The sequence below is a fragment of the Pseudomonas sp. FW305-25 genome (genome assembly GCF_017351415.1).
In the GTDB taxonomy this organism is placed as follows: Bacteria; Pseudomonadota; Gammaproteobacteria; order Pseudomonadales; family Pseudomonadaceae; genus Aquipseudomonas; species Aquipseudomonas chlororaphis.
The window spans coordinates 26,061-43,025 of the sequence record NZ_JACNDE010000049.1 but is presented as its reverse complement, the minus strand read 5'-3'; the positions used below and the strand labels follow the sequence as shown (position 1 = coordinate 43,025).

Below are 16,965 nucleotides of genomic sequence, written 5' to 3'. Positions count from 1 at the left end.
GCACCGGCTGCTGGACCTGGACATCGCTGCGCAAGACCTGGCCGAAGCGCTTGAACTGTTCAGCCGCTCGACCGGGATGGCGGTGCTGGTGGACCGCGAGCTGACCCGAGGGCGTCGCTCGGTACGGGTCCAGGGGCGCTACAGCGCCCGGGACGCCCTGAGTCGCCTGCTGACAGGAAGTGGTTTGATGGCCCGTTACGCCCGTTCCGATGCCTTTACCTTGCAAGTCGCCCAGCTCAGCGATGCACCTGCCCCCAAGGGGGCGGGCGGCAGTGCCGGGGCCTGGGCCAGCGACAGTTTCGCCAGTGCGCTGCAACGCGCGGTGGAGGCCGGCCTGTGCCGTTCGGAACTGACCCGGCCGGGGCGCTATCGCGCGGTGCTGCAACTGTGGATCGACCGCGGCGGGCATATCGAGCACAGCCGCCTGGTCACCACCACCGGCGATCTGCGGCGCGACGAGGCACTGGTGCAGAGCCTCAGTGAAACCTGGGTCGAACGACCCGCGCCAAGTTCGCTGCGCCAGCCAGTGACCTTGCTTCTGATACCCGACAGCGCAGGAAAACGCATGGATTGCAGACAACGCCAGGGAGCCTCCGGGGCATGAAGAATACCGGGCACAGTGCGATGGTCAGGTTGTTCCTGACCTCCTACGACGACTTCAAGGTGCGTCTGCGCCGGCGCCTGGGCTCGGAGGATCTGGCCAACGATGTGCTGCACGAAACCTACCTGCGGGTCGACCGCATGGAAGAGCCGCCGAACCTCGCCCAGCCCAATGCCTACCTGTATCGCATGGCCCTGAACATCGCCGCCGACCGCCGCGAGGCCGATGCCCGGCTGCTCACCGGCAGCGAGGTCGAGGAACTGCTGCAGATCAGCGACGAGGCCCTGGACCCGTCGCGGGTGGTGGGCGGGCAGAAGGAAATCCAGTCGCTGCTCAAGGCGCTCTACGAACTGCCGGCGCGCCGCCGCAAGATCTTTATCGCTGCACGCCTGGAGGAGGCGCCGCACCTGGAAATCTCCCAGCGCTTCGGCATTTCGACACGGATGGTCGAGAAGGAAATCAAGGCGGCCCTGGGCCACTGCGCCTCGCGTCTTGAAAGAAAAGTGATTCAGCGGTTCGGTCCCGGCGCCGGAAAACCGTCCTAGTCACTAAAGGCCCCGATTAATCCGTGAGTACCCGCACGCTTGAACATCTTTAGTATCTCCACTTCTCGGGCGACACCGGACCACCGGCTGCGCAACGAGGCCCAGGACTGGCTGCTCCTGCTGACCTCGGGGCGGGCCACCGCGGCCGACGCCCGGGCCTTGCAGCAGTGGTGCGCGCAGAGCCCGCAGCATGCCGAGGCCTTCGAGCAGGCCAAGTTGCTGTGGCACAGCCTGAAGCCGGCCGCCGAACACTGCCAGCAACAGGCCCAGCCGCGGCGCTTCGGCCGCCGGGCCTTTCTCGGTGGGGCGCTGGCGGCCTCGGTGGCCCTGGTGGCGGTGCGGGTCTCGGTGCCCGGCGGTTTTGCCGGGCTGGGCGCCGACTACCGCACCGAGGTCGGCGAGCAGCGCCGGGTCGAACTGGAGGACGGGCTGAGCCTGGAACTCAACACCCAGACCCGCATCAGCCGGCGCGAACTGGCCGACGGCGGGCAGGGCATCGAACTGCTCGAAGGCGAGGTCGAGGTGTTGAGCCAAAGTGCGCTGCCGGTGCGAGTCCAGGCAGGCAACGGCTGGCTGAGCGCCTCCCAGGCACGCTTCAATGTGCGCAATACCAACCACAGCGTCTGCGTGACCTGCATCGATGGCGCGCTGCAGGTCGAGGTCGCGGGCCGGCTGATCCGCCTGGACAGCGGTCGCCAGCTGACCTACGACAGCCGCCAGGTCGGCGAGCCGACGGCGGTGGACCCGACGGCGGTGATCGCCTGGCGCGAGCAGGTGCTGGTGTTCGACAACGCCACCCTCAACACGGTGATCGACGAGATCAACCGCTACCGTCCGGGCATGCTGGTGCTGCTCAACGCCGAGCTGGGCAAGCGCAAGGTGCAGGCGCGTTTCAACCTCAACCAGCTGGCCGGCGTGGCCCTGTTGATCCGCGACGCCTACGGCGCCAAGTGCACCGAATTGCCGGGCGGCGTGGTGTTGTTGAGCTGAGACCTGGCACCTGGATCTGTAGGAGCGAAGCTTGCTCGCGATAGCATCCGTGCAGACAACCCGCGTGGCCTGGATCGCGGGCAAGCCTCCATTTCGAGGGGGCGCGAGTTTCTGTAGCCGCTGCCGAGCGCAGCGAGGCTGCGATCGACCGCGCAGCGGTCGTAAACCGGGCAATCCAGTTTTCCTGGAAAACCGCGTGCTCAGGTTTGGCGAGGACTTCGTCGGAATGCCGCCCACCTCGTTCGCAGCCTCGCGGGCTCGGCAGCGGCTACAGGTGCGGCGTCCAGCTCGACGCGGCAATCATTCCAACGGCCCCAGCACCTGGCGATAACGCTCTTCGCCCTGGGGCGTCTGCCGCACCAGGCGGATCTCCAGGCCTGGCGGGTTTTCCTTGCGGTTGCCGCTGAGCTGGCGCCAGCCCTTGTCCCGATCCCAGACCCGCAGTTGCAAGTCGCTGACATGCTCCAGCACCGCCACGCCGTTTTTCGGCGCGGGCAGCGGATAACGATCGCGGGCCGGCGCCGCCGCGCGGTACAGGGTGTCGCCCTTGAGCCACCAGCGCACCCGTTGCAGGCCCTCGCCGGGCGTCGCCGAACTGCGGATCACATCCAGGCGGAAGGTGCCGCTGTCGGCGCTGCGCACGGTGAGGGCCGCCGGCACATCGACGGCTTCGGCATCGGCCCCGGCCGGCACCGGCTCCATCAGTTCGACACTGGCCCGCAGCGCCACGTCCCGTTCCAGCTGGTGCAGGGTGCGCAGCAGTTCCTCGGTCTGCGCGCTGCTGGCCTGCAAATGGCTGTCGGCCCGGCTGACGCTGTCCAGCCCGCGCCAGGCGATCACGCTGACCACCGCCATCAGCAGGATCGCCACCATCACCTCGATCAGGGTAAAGCCGCCTTGGCGCTGGTTGGTCCGCGCCCTCATGGCTGTGCCACCACCCGGACCTGGCCTGTGGCAGTGCGTTGCACCGTCAGACTGTGCCGGCCGTCGGACAGTTGCACCTGCAGCGGCGCGTCTATCCATTCGGCGTTGAGCACCAGCCGCGGGCCGGGCTCGATGCGCACTTTGATCGTCGGGCTTTCCCAGGGCCGCGGGCGCAGTTGCGGGTCGTCCTTGAACTGATCGAGGCCGCGGCCGTCGTCGCTGGGCCGGCTGAAGGCGAAACCCTTGGCATCCGCCCGCCAGCTGATGGGCCGGCCATCCACGCGCGCCTCGGCCTGGGCCACCTGGAGCAACTGCGCCAGGCGCTCGGCATCCTTGCGCAGGCCCTGCAGCGGGTCGGGGCGGATGCTCAGGCTGATGGCGGCGCTGGCGATCCCGATGATCACCAGCACCACCATCAGCTCGATCAGGGTGAAGCCCTGTTGTCGGGATGGGGTCATGGGGCGCGCTCCTGTGCGTCGGTTTTCATCCTGCCCGGCGAATGTGAAATAAAAACGTGACCATTGCGCGCTAGGCTGCGAAGACGGACAAACAGGAGGTCCTTGCCATGGCATTCGTCCATCGATTTTCCCCGCCGCAGCTGGTGCAGTCCGTGGCCCTGCTGGCGATCGTGGCCGGGGTGGCGACCTGGTCGTCGCTGCTGCTGACCCCCGCCGAGTCGCGCACCCCGCAGGCGCCGCCGCAAGCCTTGGCCGCCCAGGCCCAGAGCCCGGCGCAGCAGTGGTTTTCCAACCAGCCGCTGGCGCTGGACATCAAGGTCACCGGGCTGATGGCCAGCCCCCGCGGCGCGGTGGCGATCCTCAGTCTCAACGATGCGCCGCCGCGCAGCTTCCTGGTGGGCGAGCGCCTGGCCCAGGGCGTGCAACTGGTGGCCATCGAGGGCGACGGGGTGGTGATCGAGCGCGGCGGCGAGCGCTCGCGGCTGGATGTCAGCAAGTTGCCGGAAAGTCCGGCGTTGCCGGTGCTGACCCGGCAGTGATGGTTCTGTACGACAAGCGGCTGCATGCTGGAGCCTTCGGTGCTACGCAGGCCATGCCTAGCGAAGCCCCCTGTAGGAGCGAGCTTGCTCGCGATGGACCCGAGAACGCCGCGTTCATCCACTCAACACGCATTATCGTTAACGTCCATCGCGAGCAAGCTCGCTCCTACAAGGTTATTCCTTAACGATTGGGGTTTTTCGGTGTCCGCGCGACCAGGGTGTCCAGGCGCGCCAGGGGCGGGGCCTCGCGGCTGCGGTCGAGGACCCGCACGCTGACCCGGGACAGCCGTGGATCGGGGCTGGGCGCGATGTTCTGTTCGCAACGCAGCTTGAGCCGGCCCTGGTCGCATTCGATGTTCTTGGTCCCGGGTGGCAGGCGGCCTTCCAGGCGCAACTCCGCCAGGCGCGACTGGGCCGCCAGCAGGGCGATGGATCTATCCCGCAGCAAGCCATTGCTCTGGGTCATCAAGCCGGCCACGCGGATCGCCGCCGACATGGCCACGGCGATGATCGCCAGCGCCACCAGCACCTCGATCAGGGTGAACCCCCGCTGTTTAGCGGCTGGCGGTCCGGCGGGTCGTTTGAGTAGTGGCTGGCGGGGCCGCGGCATGGACGTCTCGTGGCGCAAATGGAGGCTTGCAGGCTACATGGCAAATTTGACCGATTGGCTACGGACGCTCCCGAGCAACGTCAATATCACTGACATATTTTCTTGTAACACTGCCCGACGAATCGAAATCAAGCCAAGGAACGTCGAGATGGATGTCGTGCGCTTCACGTCACACCCCCAGCCTCATCTTCAGCCCCGCCTCCAGCCCCGCCGCCCACGCGGACAGGGCGGTTTCACCCTGATCGAGATCATGGTGGTGGTGGTCATTCTCGGGATCCTCGCCGCGATGGTGGTGCCCAAGGTACTCGACCGTCCGGACCAGGCCCGGGCCACCGCGGCCAAGCAGGACATCGGCGGGCTGATGCAGGCCCTCAAGCTCTATCGCCTCGACCACGGTACCTACCCGAGCATGAACCAGGGCCTGAAAGTGCTGGTGGAACGCCCGGCGGATGCCAAGAACAGCAACTGGCGCTCCTACCTGGAACGCCTGCCCAACGACCCCTGGGGCCGTCCTTACCATTACCTGAACCCGGGGGCCAACGGCGAAGTGGATGTGTTCTCCCTGGGGGCCGACGGCCAGCCAGACGGTGACGGCGTGAATGCCGATATCGGCTCCTGGCAGTTGTAAGCGCCGCCATGACAGCCCGTTCGCCGACAGCGGCGAAACAGCGTGGCATGGCCATTATCAGCGCCTTGTTGATCGCCGCCGTGGTGGCGGTGATCGCCGGCGGCATGCTGACCCGCCAGACCCTGTTCACCCGCGGGCTGGAAAGCGAGCAGCTACGGGTCCAGGGCAGCTGGCAGTTGCAGGGCGGCATGGAGGTCAGCCGCCAGCGCCTGTGGGAAGACCGCCAGCGCGACGTGCTGACCCGCCTCGACCAGAACTGGGCGCGGCCGATCCAGCTCGCGGCCCTGGGGCCGGGCGCCGGGCCGTTCGAGGGGCGGCTGGAGGATGAGCAGAGCAAGTTCAACCTGCGCAACCTGCTGGCCAACGACCGCCTCGACCCGTTGCAGATAGAGAATTTCCAGCGCCTGTGCGAGCTGCTCGGGGTCAGCGCGACCCTGGGCCAGCGCATCAGCCAGCGGGTGATCGCTTCCTACCCACGGCAGTTGAGCCCGGAAGGCACGGCGGCGCCGGTCAATAACGGTTTCCAGAGCGGTCGCGACACTTCGCCCGAGGCTGCGCGCAAACCGCTGCTGGCCAAGCAACCGATGCTACGCAGTCTCGACGACTTGCTGGGGGTGAACGGCGTCGACGAAAAGCTGCTGGCGCGCCTGCAACCCTTTGTCACCATCCTGCCGGCCAATACCTGGGTTAACGGCAACACCGCCAGCGCCGAAGTGCTCGCCGCGACCGTGCCGGGGCTGGCGCTGCCTCGGGCCAAGGCACTGATCGCCGAGCGCGACAGCGGCCAGTGGTTCATCAACCAGGGTGACTTCATCAACCGCCTGCGCATGCCGCAGGTACCGGCGGACGCGGTGCGGGTCGGTATCACCAGCGAATGGTTCCGCCTGCAAGGCCAGGCTCGTGGCGAGCGGCGACGGGTCAAGCTACTGGCCTTGCTGCACCGCAGCGAAGACAACATGCCCCGAGTGATCTGGTCGCGGGTGGGCGTATGAGCCGCTTGCGCGTCAGCCTGCCGCCCTTGCACACACTGACGGCCGAGAGCCGGGTGAGCTTTGCCCGGCTCCAGGTTAAAGAAGGCCAGGTCAAGGAAGCCGGCGAAGCCAGCCTGATGCAACTGGGGCAGATGCCCAAGGCGCCGGCGCTGGAGTGTTTCCTGCACCCCGAGGACAGCCTGCTGGCGAGTATCGAGCTGCCGGCCCTGACGCCGGCCAAGGTCAGCGCGGCGGTGGCCTGTGCCGCCCAGGCGCTGATTCTCGGCCACAGCGACAGCCTGTACGTGGCCCACAGCCCGCGCGACGGCGACGGCCAGGTGCACATCAGCTGGTTGCCGCGCGAGGCGCTAGCGCGGCTCGGCCAGGTGCTGGAGCAGGCCGGCCTGAAACTGCGCGGCCTGTACCCGGCGCCCTATGCCTTGCCGGTGCCGACGGCGGGCCAGTTGACCGCCTGCCTGCAAGACCAGCACCTGTTGCTGCGCCACAGCCCGCGGCAGGGCAGTGTGCAACCGCTACCCGAAGACGCCTTGCAGGCGTTGCTGGCCAACGGCGCCGGGCTGCAATGGATAGGCGAGGCGGCCCCGCCAGCGGCCCTGGAGCAACTGCCGGACAGCTGCCGCTGGACCGGCCAGGCACCCGACTGGGGCCTGCACGGCGGGGTGCAGGACAACAGCGCTCGCCAGCAGGGCTGGGGCCGTGCCGCGGCGCTGTGCGCGGTGGCGCTGGTGGTCTGGACCCTGGGCCTGAACCTGTACGCCGCGCGCCAGGCGGCCCAGGGCCAGCAGCTCAAGGCGCAGATGAGCCAACGGGTGCAGCAGGTGTTCCCGGAATTGCCGGTGATCCTCAACCCCCTGCAACAGGCGCGTCAGCAACTGGCGGCGCGGCAGAGCGGGGCCAGCGGCGACGCTCCGCACAGCTTCAACAGCCTGGTGCTGCAGGCCAGCAATGCCATGCCTTTCGTGATCGGCGGGGTCGAGCGGTTGAACTATCAGAACGGCGAATTGCAGCTGAGCCTGCTCAGCGACACCCGTGTCCCTGCGCCCGACAGCGGCTGGCAGGGCCTGCTGACCCAGGCCGGGCTTGAAGCCAGCCCCGGCGACCAGGGCTGGACCCTGCGCGCCGCCACAGGCACGGCGACCGGCGCGGTGCCGATGGAAGCCGACGACAGCGAGGAAGACGAGGATGAATAAGCTGAACCTCAGCCGTTACCAGCAACGCTGGCAGCGTCAGGCCGCCCAGGCACAGCTGTACTGGAACGGCCTGGCCCTGCGCGAGAAACGCCTGCTGGCCGGCGCGGCGGCGCTGCTGGGCGGCTTGCTGGTGTGGCTGGTGCTGATCGAGCCGGCCCTGAACAAGATCGATTACTGGCAGGCCGAGATTCCCAAGCTGCGCTCCCAGTCCGAAGCCCTGGAGCTGGTGCTGCACCAGGCCGGCGGGCCCCGTGGCGGCGAGCCGGGGCAGAGCCTGGAGCAGTCCTTGCGCCAGACCCTGGATGCCGCCGGCCTGCAGGGGCTGTACCAGTTGCAGCTGGCGGGCGAGGGCGAGCCCCAGGCCTGGCACTTGAGTTTTCAAGAGGCCCCGGCGGATGCCGTGGTCGGTTGGCTGCTGGGCAATCCCCGGCAGTTTTCCCTGGAAGTGGTGGAGGCCCGCCTGCAACGCGCGGGGCCGGCCGACATCGATGGCACGGCAGGCAAACTGTCCGGAACCGTTCGCATGGATCAGGCGCTTGGCGCTAAGGAAGCTTCATGAAGTGGTCAGGTTCTTTTTACGCCCGCCAATCGCGCAAGGCGTTGCCCTTGCTCCTGCTGGGGCCGCTGGCCCTGGCACTGGCGGCGTGCAGTAACAGCAAGGAGCCACAGCCACCGTTGCTGGTGGACAGCGAACTGGGGCGGCCCCTGGGCGAGACCAATCGCAGTGGCGGCGATGTGGTGGCCGAGCGGGAGCGGGCCCAGGCGCAACAGACCCAGCGTCCCAAATTCCAGCATCCGATCAGCCGTGCGGGACGCGCCCCCGGTGCTCCCGCCGCCAGCAGCACGGTGGTGCGCAATCCCCTGGGCGATCAGCCGGTGCGCCTGAATTTCGTCGATGTCGATATCCAGGCCGTGGTCCGGGCGCTGGCGCGTTCCACCGGCCAGCAGTTCCTGGTGGACCCGCGGGTCAAGGGCAACCTGACCCTGGTCAGCGAAGGCGAAGTGCCGGCCCACCAGGCCTACGACATGCTGCTGGCGGCCCTGCGCATGCAGGGTTTCAGCGTGGTGGATGTCGGCGGCGTGGCCCAGGTGGTGCCGGAAGCCGACGCCAAGCTGCTCGGCGGGCCGATCTACAACGCTGGCAAGCCGTCGGCCAACGGCATGCTGACCCGCACCTTCCGCCTGCAATACGAAAACGCGGTGAACCTGATCCCGGTGCTGCGCCCGATCGTGTCGCCGAACAACCCGATCAACGCCTATCCGGGGAACAACAGCATCGTCATCACCGACTACGCCGAGAACCTCACCCGGGTGGCGCAGATCATCGAAGGCATCGACATTCCCAGCGCCCTGGACACCGATGTGGTGCCGGTGCAGAACGGCATCGCCGTGGACATCGCCGGCATGGTCTCCGAGCTGCTGGAAACCCAGGGCGCCGACCCGACCCAGAAGGTCAGCGTGGTCGGCGACCCGCGTTCCAACTCGATCATCATCCGCACCGGCAGCCCCGAGCGCACCGAGCTGGCGCGCAACCTGATCTACAAGCTGGACAACGCCCAGAGCAACCCGAGCAACCTGCACGTGGTGTACCTGCGCAACGCCCAGGCCGGCAAGCTGGCCCAGGCCCTGCGCGGCCTGCTCACCGGCGAGAGCGACAGCGGCACCGGCGACAACGCGCGGGCCATGCTCGGCAGCATGGGCGGCATGAGCCAGGGCGGCAGTTCCAGCAGCGGCCAGAGCGGCAGCACCAGCTCCACCAGTGGCAGCTCCAGCCTCGGCGGCGGCAGCTCCGGCAACGGTTATGCCCAGGGCGGCAGTTCCAGCAGCAGCCAGGGCGGCACCCAGGCCTCCGACCAGAACACTGCCTTCAGCGCCGGCGGCGTGACCATCCAGGCCGATGCCACCACCAACACCTTGCTGATTTCCGCGCCGGAACCGCTGTACCGCAACCTGCGCGAAGTCATCGACATGCTCGACCAGCGTCGCGCCCAGGTGGTGATCGAAAGCCTGATCGTCGAAGTCAACGAAGACGACGCCGCCGAATTCGGCGTGCAGTGGCAGACCGGCAACCTGGGGGGCAGCGGCGTCATCGGCGGCGCCAACCTTGGCGGCAGCGGCCTCAACCTCAACGGCAAGACCAGCATCGACGTGCTGCCCCAGGGCCTCAACGTCGGCCTGGTCAACGGCACCGTGGACATCCCCGGGATCGGCAAGATCCTCGACCTCAAGGTGCTGGCCCGGGCCCTGAAGAGCAAGGGCGGGAACAACGTGCTGTCGACCCCGAACCTGCTGACCCTGGACAACGAAGCGGCGAGCATCTTCGTCGGCCAGACCATTCCCTTCGTCACCGGCAGCTACGTCACCGGCGGTGGCGGCAACAGCAACAACCCGTTCCAGACCGTGCAGCGCGAGGAAGTCGGCCTGAAGCTGAATGTGCGGCCACAGATTTCCGAGGGCGGCACGGTCAAGCTCGACATCTATCAGGAGGTCAGCAGCGTCGACCAGCGCGCCTCGGTGCAGGCTGGTACCGTGACCAACAAGCGCGCGATCGACACCAGCATCCTGCTCGACGACGGCCAGATCATGGTCCTCGGCGGCCTGCTGCAGGACGGCTACAGCCAGAGCAACAACGCGGTGCCATGGCTGTCGACTATCCCCGGGATTGGCGCGCTGTTTCGCAACGAAAGCCGCTCGACCAACAAGACCAACCTGATGGTGTTCCTGCGGCCCTACATCATTCGCGACAGCGCCGCGGGGCGCAGCATCACCCTCAACCGCTACGACTTCATGCGCCGCGCCCAGGGCGGCCTGCAGCCGGACCGCAGCTGGGCCATGCCGGACATGCAGGCGCCGCAATTGCCGACGGCGGAGCAGGGGGTGCCGGGGGTTGTGCCGGTGTCGGTGCCAGCGCCAGCGCCGAGGGCGAGGATCAAAGCGGTGCCGGTGCAATGAGTTCGCCTGTTGCGTTTATGCGCCGGGTGTCTGACGGGGTACATATCCGTTGCTGCGGTAACGGCGACTTATGGTTCCGCCCTTACGGCGGGTCACTTTTGGCAAACGCCCCAAAAGTAACCAAAAAGTCTTGCCCCTCCATTCGGTGCCTCGCTAAGGCTCGGCATGCCCTCACTCCGGCATTGCTCCGGGGGCCCGCCGCCACAGGCCATCCATGGCCTGGGGCGGCTAGCGCGGCATCCCTGCCGCGCTACCCCCTGCGCAACGCCTGCGTTCGGCCTCTGGGAAAGGGGCGGGTGGATCAAGGGCAAGATCAAAAGCCACAGCTAAAGCCAAAGCCAAGCGCGTTGTACGCGCTTCTTGTAGCCGCTGCCGAAGGCTGCGATCGGGCGCGCAGCGCACGCCAAACCAGACGACGCGATGTATCAGGCAGATCGAGGCGCATGGTTTTGCGTCTGCTTCGCAGCCGATCGCAGCCTGCGGCAGCGGCTACAGGGAACGTGTTCTCAGACAGGCCGGCCGGCAGGTCGCCTCGCGTTGTTTTTGATTTTCTTGCCCCGTCGGGAGGCCGAGTGGAGGTTCTGCGCAGTGGGCAACTCGGCAGGGATGCCGAGTTAGCCGCCCCAGGCCATGGATGGCCTGGGGCGGCGGCCCACGGAGCAGGACCGGAGCGAGGGAATCCGAGCCTTGGCGAGGACCGGACGCTTGGGGCAAGAGCCTTTGGTTACTTTGGGCTTTTCAAAGTGACTCGCCGTAAGGGCGAAACCGCCAGCGGCCGTGACCGTAGCAACGGATATGTACACCCACCCCGCTGTAAGAGCGGAACCCTAGGTGGCCATGACCGCAGCACCGGATTTGCACACAGCCAAGCCCAAGCCCCGGAGTTACTCCCATGAACCCCCAACTCCCTTACGCCTGGGCCAAATCCCAACGCATCCTCCTGCGCCATAGCGAAGAGGGCGCCGTACTCCTGGTCTGCCCCTCGACCCCCGGCTGGTCGATCAGCGAAGCACGCCGCCAGTTCGGCCCGGCGCGCCTGGAGCGGGTGCGCGACGAGGAACTCGACGGCCTGCTGGCCAGCGCCTATTCCGATACCGGCAGCGCTGCCGCCGTGGTCGGCGCCGCCGAAAACGAGGTCGACCTCGACCGCCTGATGCAGGACATCCCGGAAATCACCGACCTGCTGGACACCCAGGACGGTGCGCCGGTGATCCGCATGATCAACGCCTTGCTGACCCAGGCCGCGCGGGACGAGGCCAGCGATATCCATATCGAGCCCTATGAAAGCCATTCGGTGGTGCGCTACCGGGTCGACGGCACGCTGCGCGACGTGGTCTCGCCGCGCAAAGCCTTGCACGGCGCGCTGGTGTCGCGGATCAAGATCATGGCCCAGCTCGACATCGCCGAAAAACGCCTGCCCCAGGACGGCCGCATTGCCTTGCGCGTGGCCGGGCGGCCCATCGATATCCGCGTGTCCACGGTGCCCACCGGTCACGGCGAACGGGTGGTGATGCGTCTGCTGGATAAACAGGCCGGGCGCCTGCAACTGGAAACCTTAGGCATGGACCCCCAGGTGCTGGGCAAGCTCGACCACCTGATCCGCCAGCCCCACGGCATCGTGCTGGTCACCGGCCCCACCGGCAGCGGCAAGACCACCAGCCTCTACGCCGCCCTGGCACGGCTGGACGCCAGCACCAGCAATATCCTCACCGTCGAGGACCCGGTGGAGTACGACCTGCCGGGGATCAGCCAGATCCAGGTCAACGCCAAGATCGACATGACCTTCGCCCTGGCCCTGCGCGCGATCCTGCGCCAGGACCCGGACATCATCATGATCGGCGAGATCCGCGACCTGGAAACCGCGCAGATCGCCGTGCAGGCTTCGCTCACCGGGCACCTGGTGCTGGCGACCCTGCACACCAACGACGCGGTGTCGGCGGTCAACCGCCTGATCGACATGGGCGTCGAGCCATTCCTGCTGGCCTCGTCGATGCTCGGGGTGCTGGCCCAGCGCCTGGTGCGGCGCCTGTGCCCGCACTGCAAGGAAGAAGACCCGACCGCCCCTGGCACCTGGCGCCCGGTGGGCTGCCCGGCCTGCAACCAGGTCGGCTACAGCGGACGCACCGGCATTCACGAGCTGTTCTGCATCGACGACGACATTCGCAGCCTGATCCACCAGGGCGCCGACGAACAGGCGCTGCGCGCCGCCGCACGGCGCGCCGGGATGTTGAGCATGCGCGAGGACGGCGAGCGCTGGGTGCGCAGCGGCGCCACCGCCCCTGAAGAAATCCTGCGCGTAACCCGGGACGCCTGATGAATCGCTATCGCTACGAAGCCGCCGACGCCCTCGGCAAGATCGAGTCCGGGCACCTGGAAGCCGACAGCCAGAGCGCCGCTTTCGGCGTACTGCGCAGCCGCGGGCTGACGGCCCTGATGGTGCAGGTCGAGAGCAACACGCCCAAGGCCGGTGGCGGGAGCCTGTTCAGCGCCAAGCTGTCGGACAACGACCTGGCCTGGGCCACCCGCCAGCTGGCCAGCCTGCTGGGCGCCAGCCTGCCGCTGGAAGCGGCGCTGAGTGCCACGGTCGAACAAGCGGAAAAAAAGCACATCGCCCAGACCCTCAGCGCGGTGCGCGCCGATGTGCGCAGCGGCATGCGCCTGGCCGAAGCCCTGGCGGCGCGGCCACGGGATTTCCCGGACATCTACCGGGCGCTGATCGCCGCCGGCGAAGAGTCGGGCGACCTGGCCCAGGTCATGGAGCGCCTGGCCGACTACATCGAAGAACGCAACACCCTGCGCGGCAAGATCCTCACCGCCTTTATCTACCCCGGTGTGGTCGGGCTGGTCTCGGTGGGCATCGTGATCTTCCTGCTCAGCTACGTGGTGCCCCAGGTGGTCAGCGCCTTCTCCCAGGCACGCCAGGACCTGCCGGGGCTGACCCTGGCGATGCTCAACGCCAGCGACTTCATCCGCGCCTGGGGTTGGCTGTGTTTCGGCGTGCTGGCGGGTGGCTTCTGGAGCTGGCGTATGTACCTGCGCAATCCCCAGGCCCGCTTGAACTGGCACAGCCGGGTGCTGCGCCTGCCGCTGATCGGGCGCTTCGTGCTGGGCCTGAACACCGCGCGCTTCGCCTCGACCCTGGCGATCCTCGGCGGAGCCGGGGTGCCGCTGCTGCGCGCCCTGGAAGCGGCGCGCCAGACCCTGTCCAACGACCGCCTGAGCCAGAGCGTCAGCGACGCCACCGCCAAGGTCCGCGAAGGCGTCAACCTGGCCGCCGCGCTGCGGGTGGAAAAAGTCTTCCCGCCGGTGCTGATCCACCTGATCGCCAGCGGCGAAAAAACCGGCGCCCTGCCACCCATGCTCGAACGCGCCGCGCAAACCCTGTCCCGCGACATCGAACGCCGCGCCATGGGCATGACCGCCTTGTTAGAGCCGCTGATGATCGTGGTCATGGGCGGGGTGGTGCTGGTGATCGTCATGGCGGTGCTGCTGCCGATCATCGAGATCAACCAGTTGGTGCAGTAACGACATCGATTGCCGGCTCGCTTTTCTGTAGGAGCGAGCTCGCTCGCGAAAAAGGCTCAAGGCAGCGGGATGTTTCGGCAAGAACCGCGTCAAGGTTCAGGGCCATCGCGAGCAAGCTCGCTCCTACAGGGGAAAGGGTCAGCCCAGGCAACTTTTTTCTGTGCTCCATTCATCACCCGAGCGTCGAATCCGCCGAACTCGGGTTCCTCGTTCTGTCATGCACAACCACCCCCAGCGCCCCCAACCCAAGACCCGCGCCGCGCCTGGCCAAGAGCTGGCAAAAGGCCCCGCGACACCTCGCTGTCACCTGCGCTGAAAAGCCCGCGCCAGGGCCCTCGGACACCCGAGAAAGTTTTTGAAAATCAAGGCCTTTCTCCCGAGGTTTTTTCCTTTATCTGTCACCGGAAACTGCGAACTTCTTACCCATGGCCTCACCCCGCACAACGCTCTCAGAGCAGGGCAGAGGATCTGAGCGCCATGGCGTCATGCAAGAACCATTGACCTCCGTATACACACGACGAAAGGAGATTCTTCATGTTTAAGCGCACTATGATCGCAGCTTCCATGGCCGTAGCGGCTCTGGCTTCGGCCCAATCGATGGCTGCTGTTGTGGGTGGCGGTGCCACTCTGCCTGAGCAGCTGTACAACACTCCGGGCGTACTGACTCCTGGTTTCGGTACCTACTACGGCGTGGGCAGCGGCGGCGGCAAGACTGCCGTGCTGACCAATAACGTCGGTTCGCTGACCTCCAGCCTGCCAGCTGGTACCACTGTGGACTATGCAGGCAGCGACTCGATACTCAACGCCACTGAAATCAGCAACTACAAAACCGCTCACCAAGACGTACCGGCTACCGATTCTGCCAACTGGGGCCCGCTGCTGCAGTTCCCGTCGGCCGCCACCTCGGTGACCATTCCTTACAACAAGGCCGGCACCACCAACCTGAACCTGACCAGCGAGCAACTGTGCCTGGCCTTGTCGAGCAACAACGGCGCCGCCCGTACCTGGGGTGAAGTACTCGGCACCTCCGATACCACTCCGGTTCGCGTGGTATACCGCGCCACCAGTAGCGGGACCTCGGAAATTCTCACCCGCCACCTGAACAACCGTTGCCCATCGGTGTTCACCTCCGTCAGCAGCACTTTCGCCAATGCCCACCCAGGTGCCGAGCCAGCTTCTTGGATCGGTGTCAGCGGCAGCTCCGCCATGGCCAGCACTGTGGCTTCCACCGACGGCGCCATCGGCTATGTCGGCCCTGAAGATGTCGACGCCACCAACAACGCTGTAGTGGCTCGCATCAACGGCCTGCTGCCAACCGTGGGCAACGTGCAGACCGCCCTGAGCACCATTGCGCCTCCGTCTACCGCCGCCGATCGTGCCGACCTGACCAAGTGGGCACCGGTATTGCCTAACCCGGATACTGGCTACTCGATCGTTGGCTACACCAACTTCATCTTCGGCCAGTGCTACAAGGACACCGCGGATGTCAGCTCGATCCGCAGCTTCCTGACCAAGCACTACAACGCCACCTTCGCCAGCAGCAACGATCAGGCAATCATCGACAAGAAACTGATCCCGCTGACCGCAACCTGGAAGACCGCCATTCGCAACGCCTTCATTCCACCAACCAGCGCCCAGGGCGTGAACAACGCCAGCGTGTGCAACGGTATCGGCCGTCCAGCCTGATCCAGGCCGAGGCTTAGTACCTGTAACACCGATCGGCAACGGCGCCAGCCGTTGCCGATTTTTTCTTCGCGCGAATTTCATGTTGCCATGGGGCATCCCGGGCAACAGAGGGAGTTGCCATGTCCAGATATCTATTGGTTGCCCTGGCTGGGGCTTTGGCTGGCCTTTGTACTGCTCCGGCCTCGGCGGCTCTGGACGGCGGCGGTTCGTACCTGATGCAGGGTTTCTACAACACCTTGGGCGTATTGCCGCCGACAGCCGGGCCCTATCGAGCCGCAGGCAGCGGGGCCGGCAAGAAGGCGCTGCTGATCAATGACAGCCAGGCACTGACCCCGGGCTCCTCTGTGCCGTTTTCCGTGGACTACGCCATCAGCGAATCACGGCTGACCGTCAACGAGCTTGCGGAATACCGCAGTAACCACCAGGTACCGGGGGCCGTTGCCGGCTCGGCGGCGGACTGGGGCCCGCTGATCCAGGTCCCGGTGGCTATCACCTCGGTGGCGATTCCTTACCGGGTGCGCTTGGCCAGCGGCCAGCCGTTGACCGACCTGGACCTGAACGGCGGCATGCTCTGCGGCCTGTTTTCCGGCGCCATCACCACCTGGGACGAGATCAACCCGGCCTATTCGCGCACGCCGATAAAGGTGATCTACCGCGCTGATCGCGCCGGTACCAGCGAGATCCTTACGCGCCACCTCAACAGCCTCTGTCCTCAGGCCTTCAACATCGGCAACCTGTTCGTTTCGGCTCACCGGGGGCCGCTGCCCGGGCACTGGCAGGCGGTGAGCAGCGATCAGGCGCTGCTGGCCGGAGTCGCCGCCAACGAAGGCGCCATCGGTTACTCGGGCCCCGCGGCCCTGGATATCACCAGCAACGCCCAGGTAGCGCGGATCAATGGTCTGTTGCCGCCTTCTGCGATCAGCCAGGTCGATCTGGCGCAGTTCACGCCACCGGCCACCGCCAGCGATCGTGCCGACCCGCACAAGTGGGCACCGGATATTGCCAACCCGGCCTATGGCTATGCCATGGTCGGCTACAGCTACCTGATCTTTGGCCAGTGCTATCGCGACCTGCGGGACGTTACGGCGATGCGAAGCCTGCTGATGCGCCACTTCGGTCCGAACCCCCAGATCAACACCGACGCCCAGTTGAACGCCCAGCACCTGATCCCTGTGGACGCGCTCTGGAAAAAGGCCGTGCGCGACAACTTCCTGCTGACTACCAACCCCCTGAGCCTGAACTACCCCAGCGTCTGCAACGGCATCGGCCGTCCGCTCTGAACCCACACGCGGATGAAGTTTTCATGACAAAGGTTCGGTGCCGGC

General features: G+C 66.6%; 16 protein-coding genes. 13 read left to right on the top strand and 3 right to left on the bottom strand.

Annotated features, from left to right (window positions below):
* From J4E58_RS29135 to J4E58_RS29125, 3 genes are all read left to right on the top strand, one after another.
* Positions 1 to 604 (top strand): STN domain-containing protein (locus J4E58_RS29135; protein WP_259334418.1); only part of this gene is annotated, 604 nt, incomplete at its 5' end.
* Positions 601 to 1,146 carry an RNA polymerase sigma factor gene (locus J4E58_RS29130; protein ID WP_087091143.1) on the top strand — a complete coding sequence of 182 codons (546 nt, stop codon included), beginning with the start codon at positions 601 to 603 and terminating at the stop codon, positions 1,144 to 1,146. The genes J4E58_RS29135 and J4E58_RS29130, both read left to right, overlap by 4 nt.
* Before the next feature lie 39 nt (positions 1,147 to 1,185).
* The gene (locus tag J4E58_RS29125) at positions 1,186 to 2,136 is read left to right on the top strand and encodes a FecR domain-containing protein (RefSeq protein WP_087091142.1); all 951 of its coding nucleotides are present in this window, start codon (positions 1,186 to 1,188) and stop codon (positions 2,134 to 2,136) included.
* Between the two features lie 300 nt (positions 2,137 to 2,436).
* Here the strand turns inward: J4E58_RS29125 and J4E58_RS29120 are convergent, their stop codons facing one another.
* Positions 2,437 to 3,060, bottom strand: coding sequence for a type II secretion system protein J (locus J4E58_RS29120; RefSeq protein WP_087091141.1), 624 nt, complete (start codon positions 3,058 to 3,060; stop codon positions 2,437 to 2,439).
* Positions 3,057 to 3,518: a type II secretion system minor pseudopilin GspH gene (gspH, locus tag J4E58_RS29115; protein ID WP_085531027.1), complete on the bottom strand. Its 462-nt coding sequence runs from the start codon at positions 3,516 to 3,518 to the stop codon at positions 3,057 to 3,059. Before gspH ends, J4E58_RS29120 begins: the two co-directional genes overlap by 4 nt.
* 107 nt (positions 3,519 to 3,625) lie before the next feature.
* Between gspH and J4E58_RS29110 the strand changes: the two genes are divergently transcribed.
* On the top strand, positions 3,626 to 4,057 hold the full coding sequence (locus J4E58_RS29110) for a type II secretion system protein N (RefSeq protein ID WP_007930664.1): 432 nt from the start codon (positions 3,626 to 3,628) through the stop codon (positions 4,055 to 4,057).
* A gap of 181 nt (positions 4,058 to 4,238) precedes the next feature.
* Here J4E58_RS29110 and gspI read toward each other — a convergent pair whose 3' ends face one another.
* The gene (gspI, locus tag J4E58_RS29105) at positions 4,239 to 4,667 is read right to left on the bottom strand and encodes a type II secretion system minor pseudopilin GspI (RefSeq protein WP_087091139.1); all 429 of its coding nucleotides are present in this window, start codon (positions 4,665 to 4,667) and stop codon (positions 4,239 to 4,241) included.
* A 148-nt stretch (positions 4,668 to 4,815) separates the two neighbouring features.
* Between gspI and gspG the strand changes: the two genes are divergently transcribed.
* From gspG to J4E58_RS29060, 9 genes are all read left to right on the top strand, one after another.
* Positions 4,816 to 5,295, top strand: coding sequence for a type II secretion system major pseudopilin GspG (gspG, locus tag J4E58_RS29100; RefSeq protein WP_016704695.1), 480 nt, complete (start codon positions 4,816 to 4,818; stop codon positions 5,293 to 5,295).
* Between the two features lie 8 nt (positions 5,296 to 5,303).
* Positions 5,304 to 6,287: a type II secretion system minor pseudopilin GspK gene (gene gspK / locus J4E58_RS29095; RefSeq protein ID WP_087091138.1), complete on the top strand. Its 984-nt coding sequence runs from the start codon at positions 5,304 to 5,306 to the stop codon at positions 6,285 to 6,287.
* Positions 6,284 to 7,477 carry a type II secretion system protein GspL gene (gspL, locus tag J4E58_RS29090; protein ID WP_087091137.1) on the top strand — a complete coding sequence of 398 codons (1,194 nt, stop codon included), beginning with the start codon at positions 6,284 to 6,286 and terminating at the stop codon, positions 7,475 to 7,477. Before gspK ends, gspL begins: the two co-directional genes overlap by 4 nt.
* Positions 7,470 to 8,036: a type II secretion system protein GspM gene (gene gspM / locus J4E58_RS29085; protein WP_087091136.1), complete on the top strand. Its 567-nt coding sequence runs from the start codon at positions 7,470 to 7,472 to the stop codon at positions 8,034 to 8,036. Before gspL ends, gspM begins: the two co-directional genes overlap by 8 nt.
* Positions 8,033 to 10,429 (top strand): type II secretion system secretin GspD, encoded by a 2,397-nt coding sequence (gspD, locus tag J4E58_RS29080; protein ID WP_087091135.1) that lies wholly within the window; start codon positions 8,033 to 8,035, stop codon positions 10,427 to 10,429. Before gspM ends, gspD begins: the two co-directional genes overlap by 4 nt.
* Before the next feature lie 892 nt (positions 10,430 to 11,321).
* On the top strand, positions 11,322 to 12,743 hold the full coding sequence (gene gspE / locus J4E58_RS29075; protein ID WP_062825739.1) for a type II secretion system ATPase GspE: 1,422 nt from the start codon (positions 11,322 to 11,324) through the stop codon (positions 12,741 to 12,743).
* The gene (gene gspF, locus J4E58_RS29070) at positions 12,743 to 13,954 is read left to right on the top strand and encodes a type II secretion system inner membrane protein GspF (RefSeq protein ID WP_087091134.1); all 1,212 of its coding nucleotides are present in this window, start codon (positions 12,743 to 12,745) and stop codon (positions 13,952 to 13,954) included. Before gspE ends, gspF begins: the two co-directional genes overlap by 1 nt.
* 534 nt (positions 13,955 to 14,488) lie before the next feature.
* Complete coding sequence (locus J4E58_RS29065) at positions 14,489 to 15,640, top strand: substrate-binding domain-containing protein (RefSeq protein ID WP_087091133.1); 1,152 nt, start codon at positions 14,489 to 14,491, stop codon at positions 15,638 to 15,640.
* Positions 15,641 to 15,759: 119 nt separating this feature from the next.
* Positions 15,760 to 16,920: a substrate-binding domain-containing protein gene (locus J4E58_RS29060; RefSeq protein WP_087091132.1), complete on the top strand. Its 1,161-nt coding sequence runs from the start codon at positions 15,760 to 15,762 to the stop codon at positions 16,918 to 16,920.
* Positions 16,921 to 16,965: the final 45 nt, after the last annotated feature.

Coding starts and splice junctions, on each gene's coding strand:
- J4E58_RS29130 (WP_087091143.1), top strand. CDS start 601: ATGAAGAATACCGGGCACAGTGCGATGGTCAGGTTGTTCCTGACCTCC.
- J4E58_RS29120 (WP_087091141.1), bottom strand. CDS start 3,060: ATGAGGGCGCGGACCAACCAGCGCCAAGGCGGCTTTACCCTGATCGAG.
- gspH (WP_085531027.1), bottom strand. CDS start 3,518: ATGACCCCATCCCGACAACAGGGCTTCACCCTGATCGAGCTGATGGTG.
- J4E58_RS29110 (WP_007930664.1), top strand. CDS start 3,626: ATGGCATTCGTCCATCGATTTTCCCCGCCGCAGCTGGTGCAGTCCGTG.
- gspI (WP_087091139.1), bottom strand. CDS start 4,667: ATGCCGCGGCCCCGCCAGCCACTACTCAAACGACCCGCCGGACCGCCA.
- gspG (WP_016704695.1), top strand. CDS start 4,816: ATGGATGTCGTGCGCTTCACGTCACACCCCCAGCCTCATCTTCAGCCC.
- gspK (WP_087091138.1), top strand. CDS start 5,304: ATGACAGCCCGTTCGCCGACAGCGGCGAAACAGCGTGGCATGGCCATT.
- gspL (WP_087091137.1), top strand. CDS start 6,284: ATGAGCCGCTTGCGCGTCAGCCTGCCGCCCTTGCACACACTGACGGCC.
- gspM (WP_087091136.1), top strand. CDS start 7,470: ATGAATAAGCTGAACCTCAGCCGTTACCAGCAACGCTGGCAGCGTCAG.
- gspD (WP_087091135.1), top strand. CDS start 8,033: ATGAAGTGGTCAGGTTCTTTTTACGCCCGCCAATCGCGCAAGGCGTTG.
- gspE (WP_062825739.1), top strand. CDS start 11,322: ATGAACCCCCAACTCCCTTACGCCTGGGCCAAATCCCAACGCATCCTC.
- gspF (WP_087091134.1), top strand. CDS start 12,743: ATGAATCGCTATCGCTACGAAGCCGCCGACGCCCTCGGCAAGATCGAG.
- J4E58_RS29065 (WP_087091133.1), top strand. CDS start 14,489: ATGTTTAAGCGCACTATGATCGCAGCTTCCATGGCCGTAGCGGCTCTG.
- J4E58_RS29060 (WP_087091132.1), top strand. CDS start 15,760: ATGTCCAGATATCTATTGGTTGCCCTGGCTGGGGCTTTGGCTGGCCTT.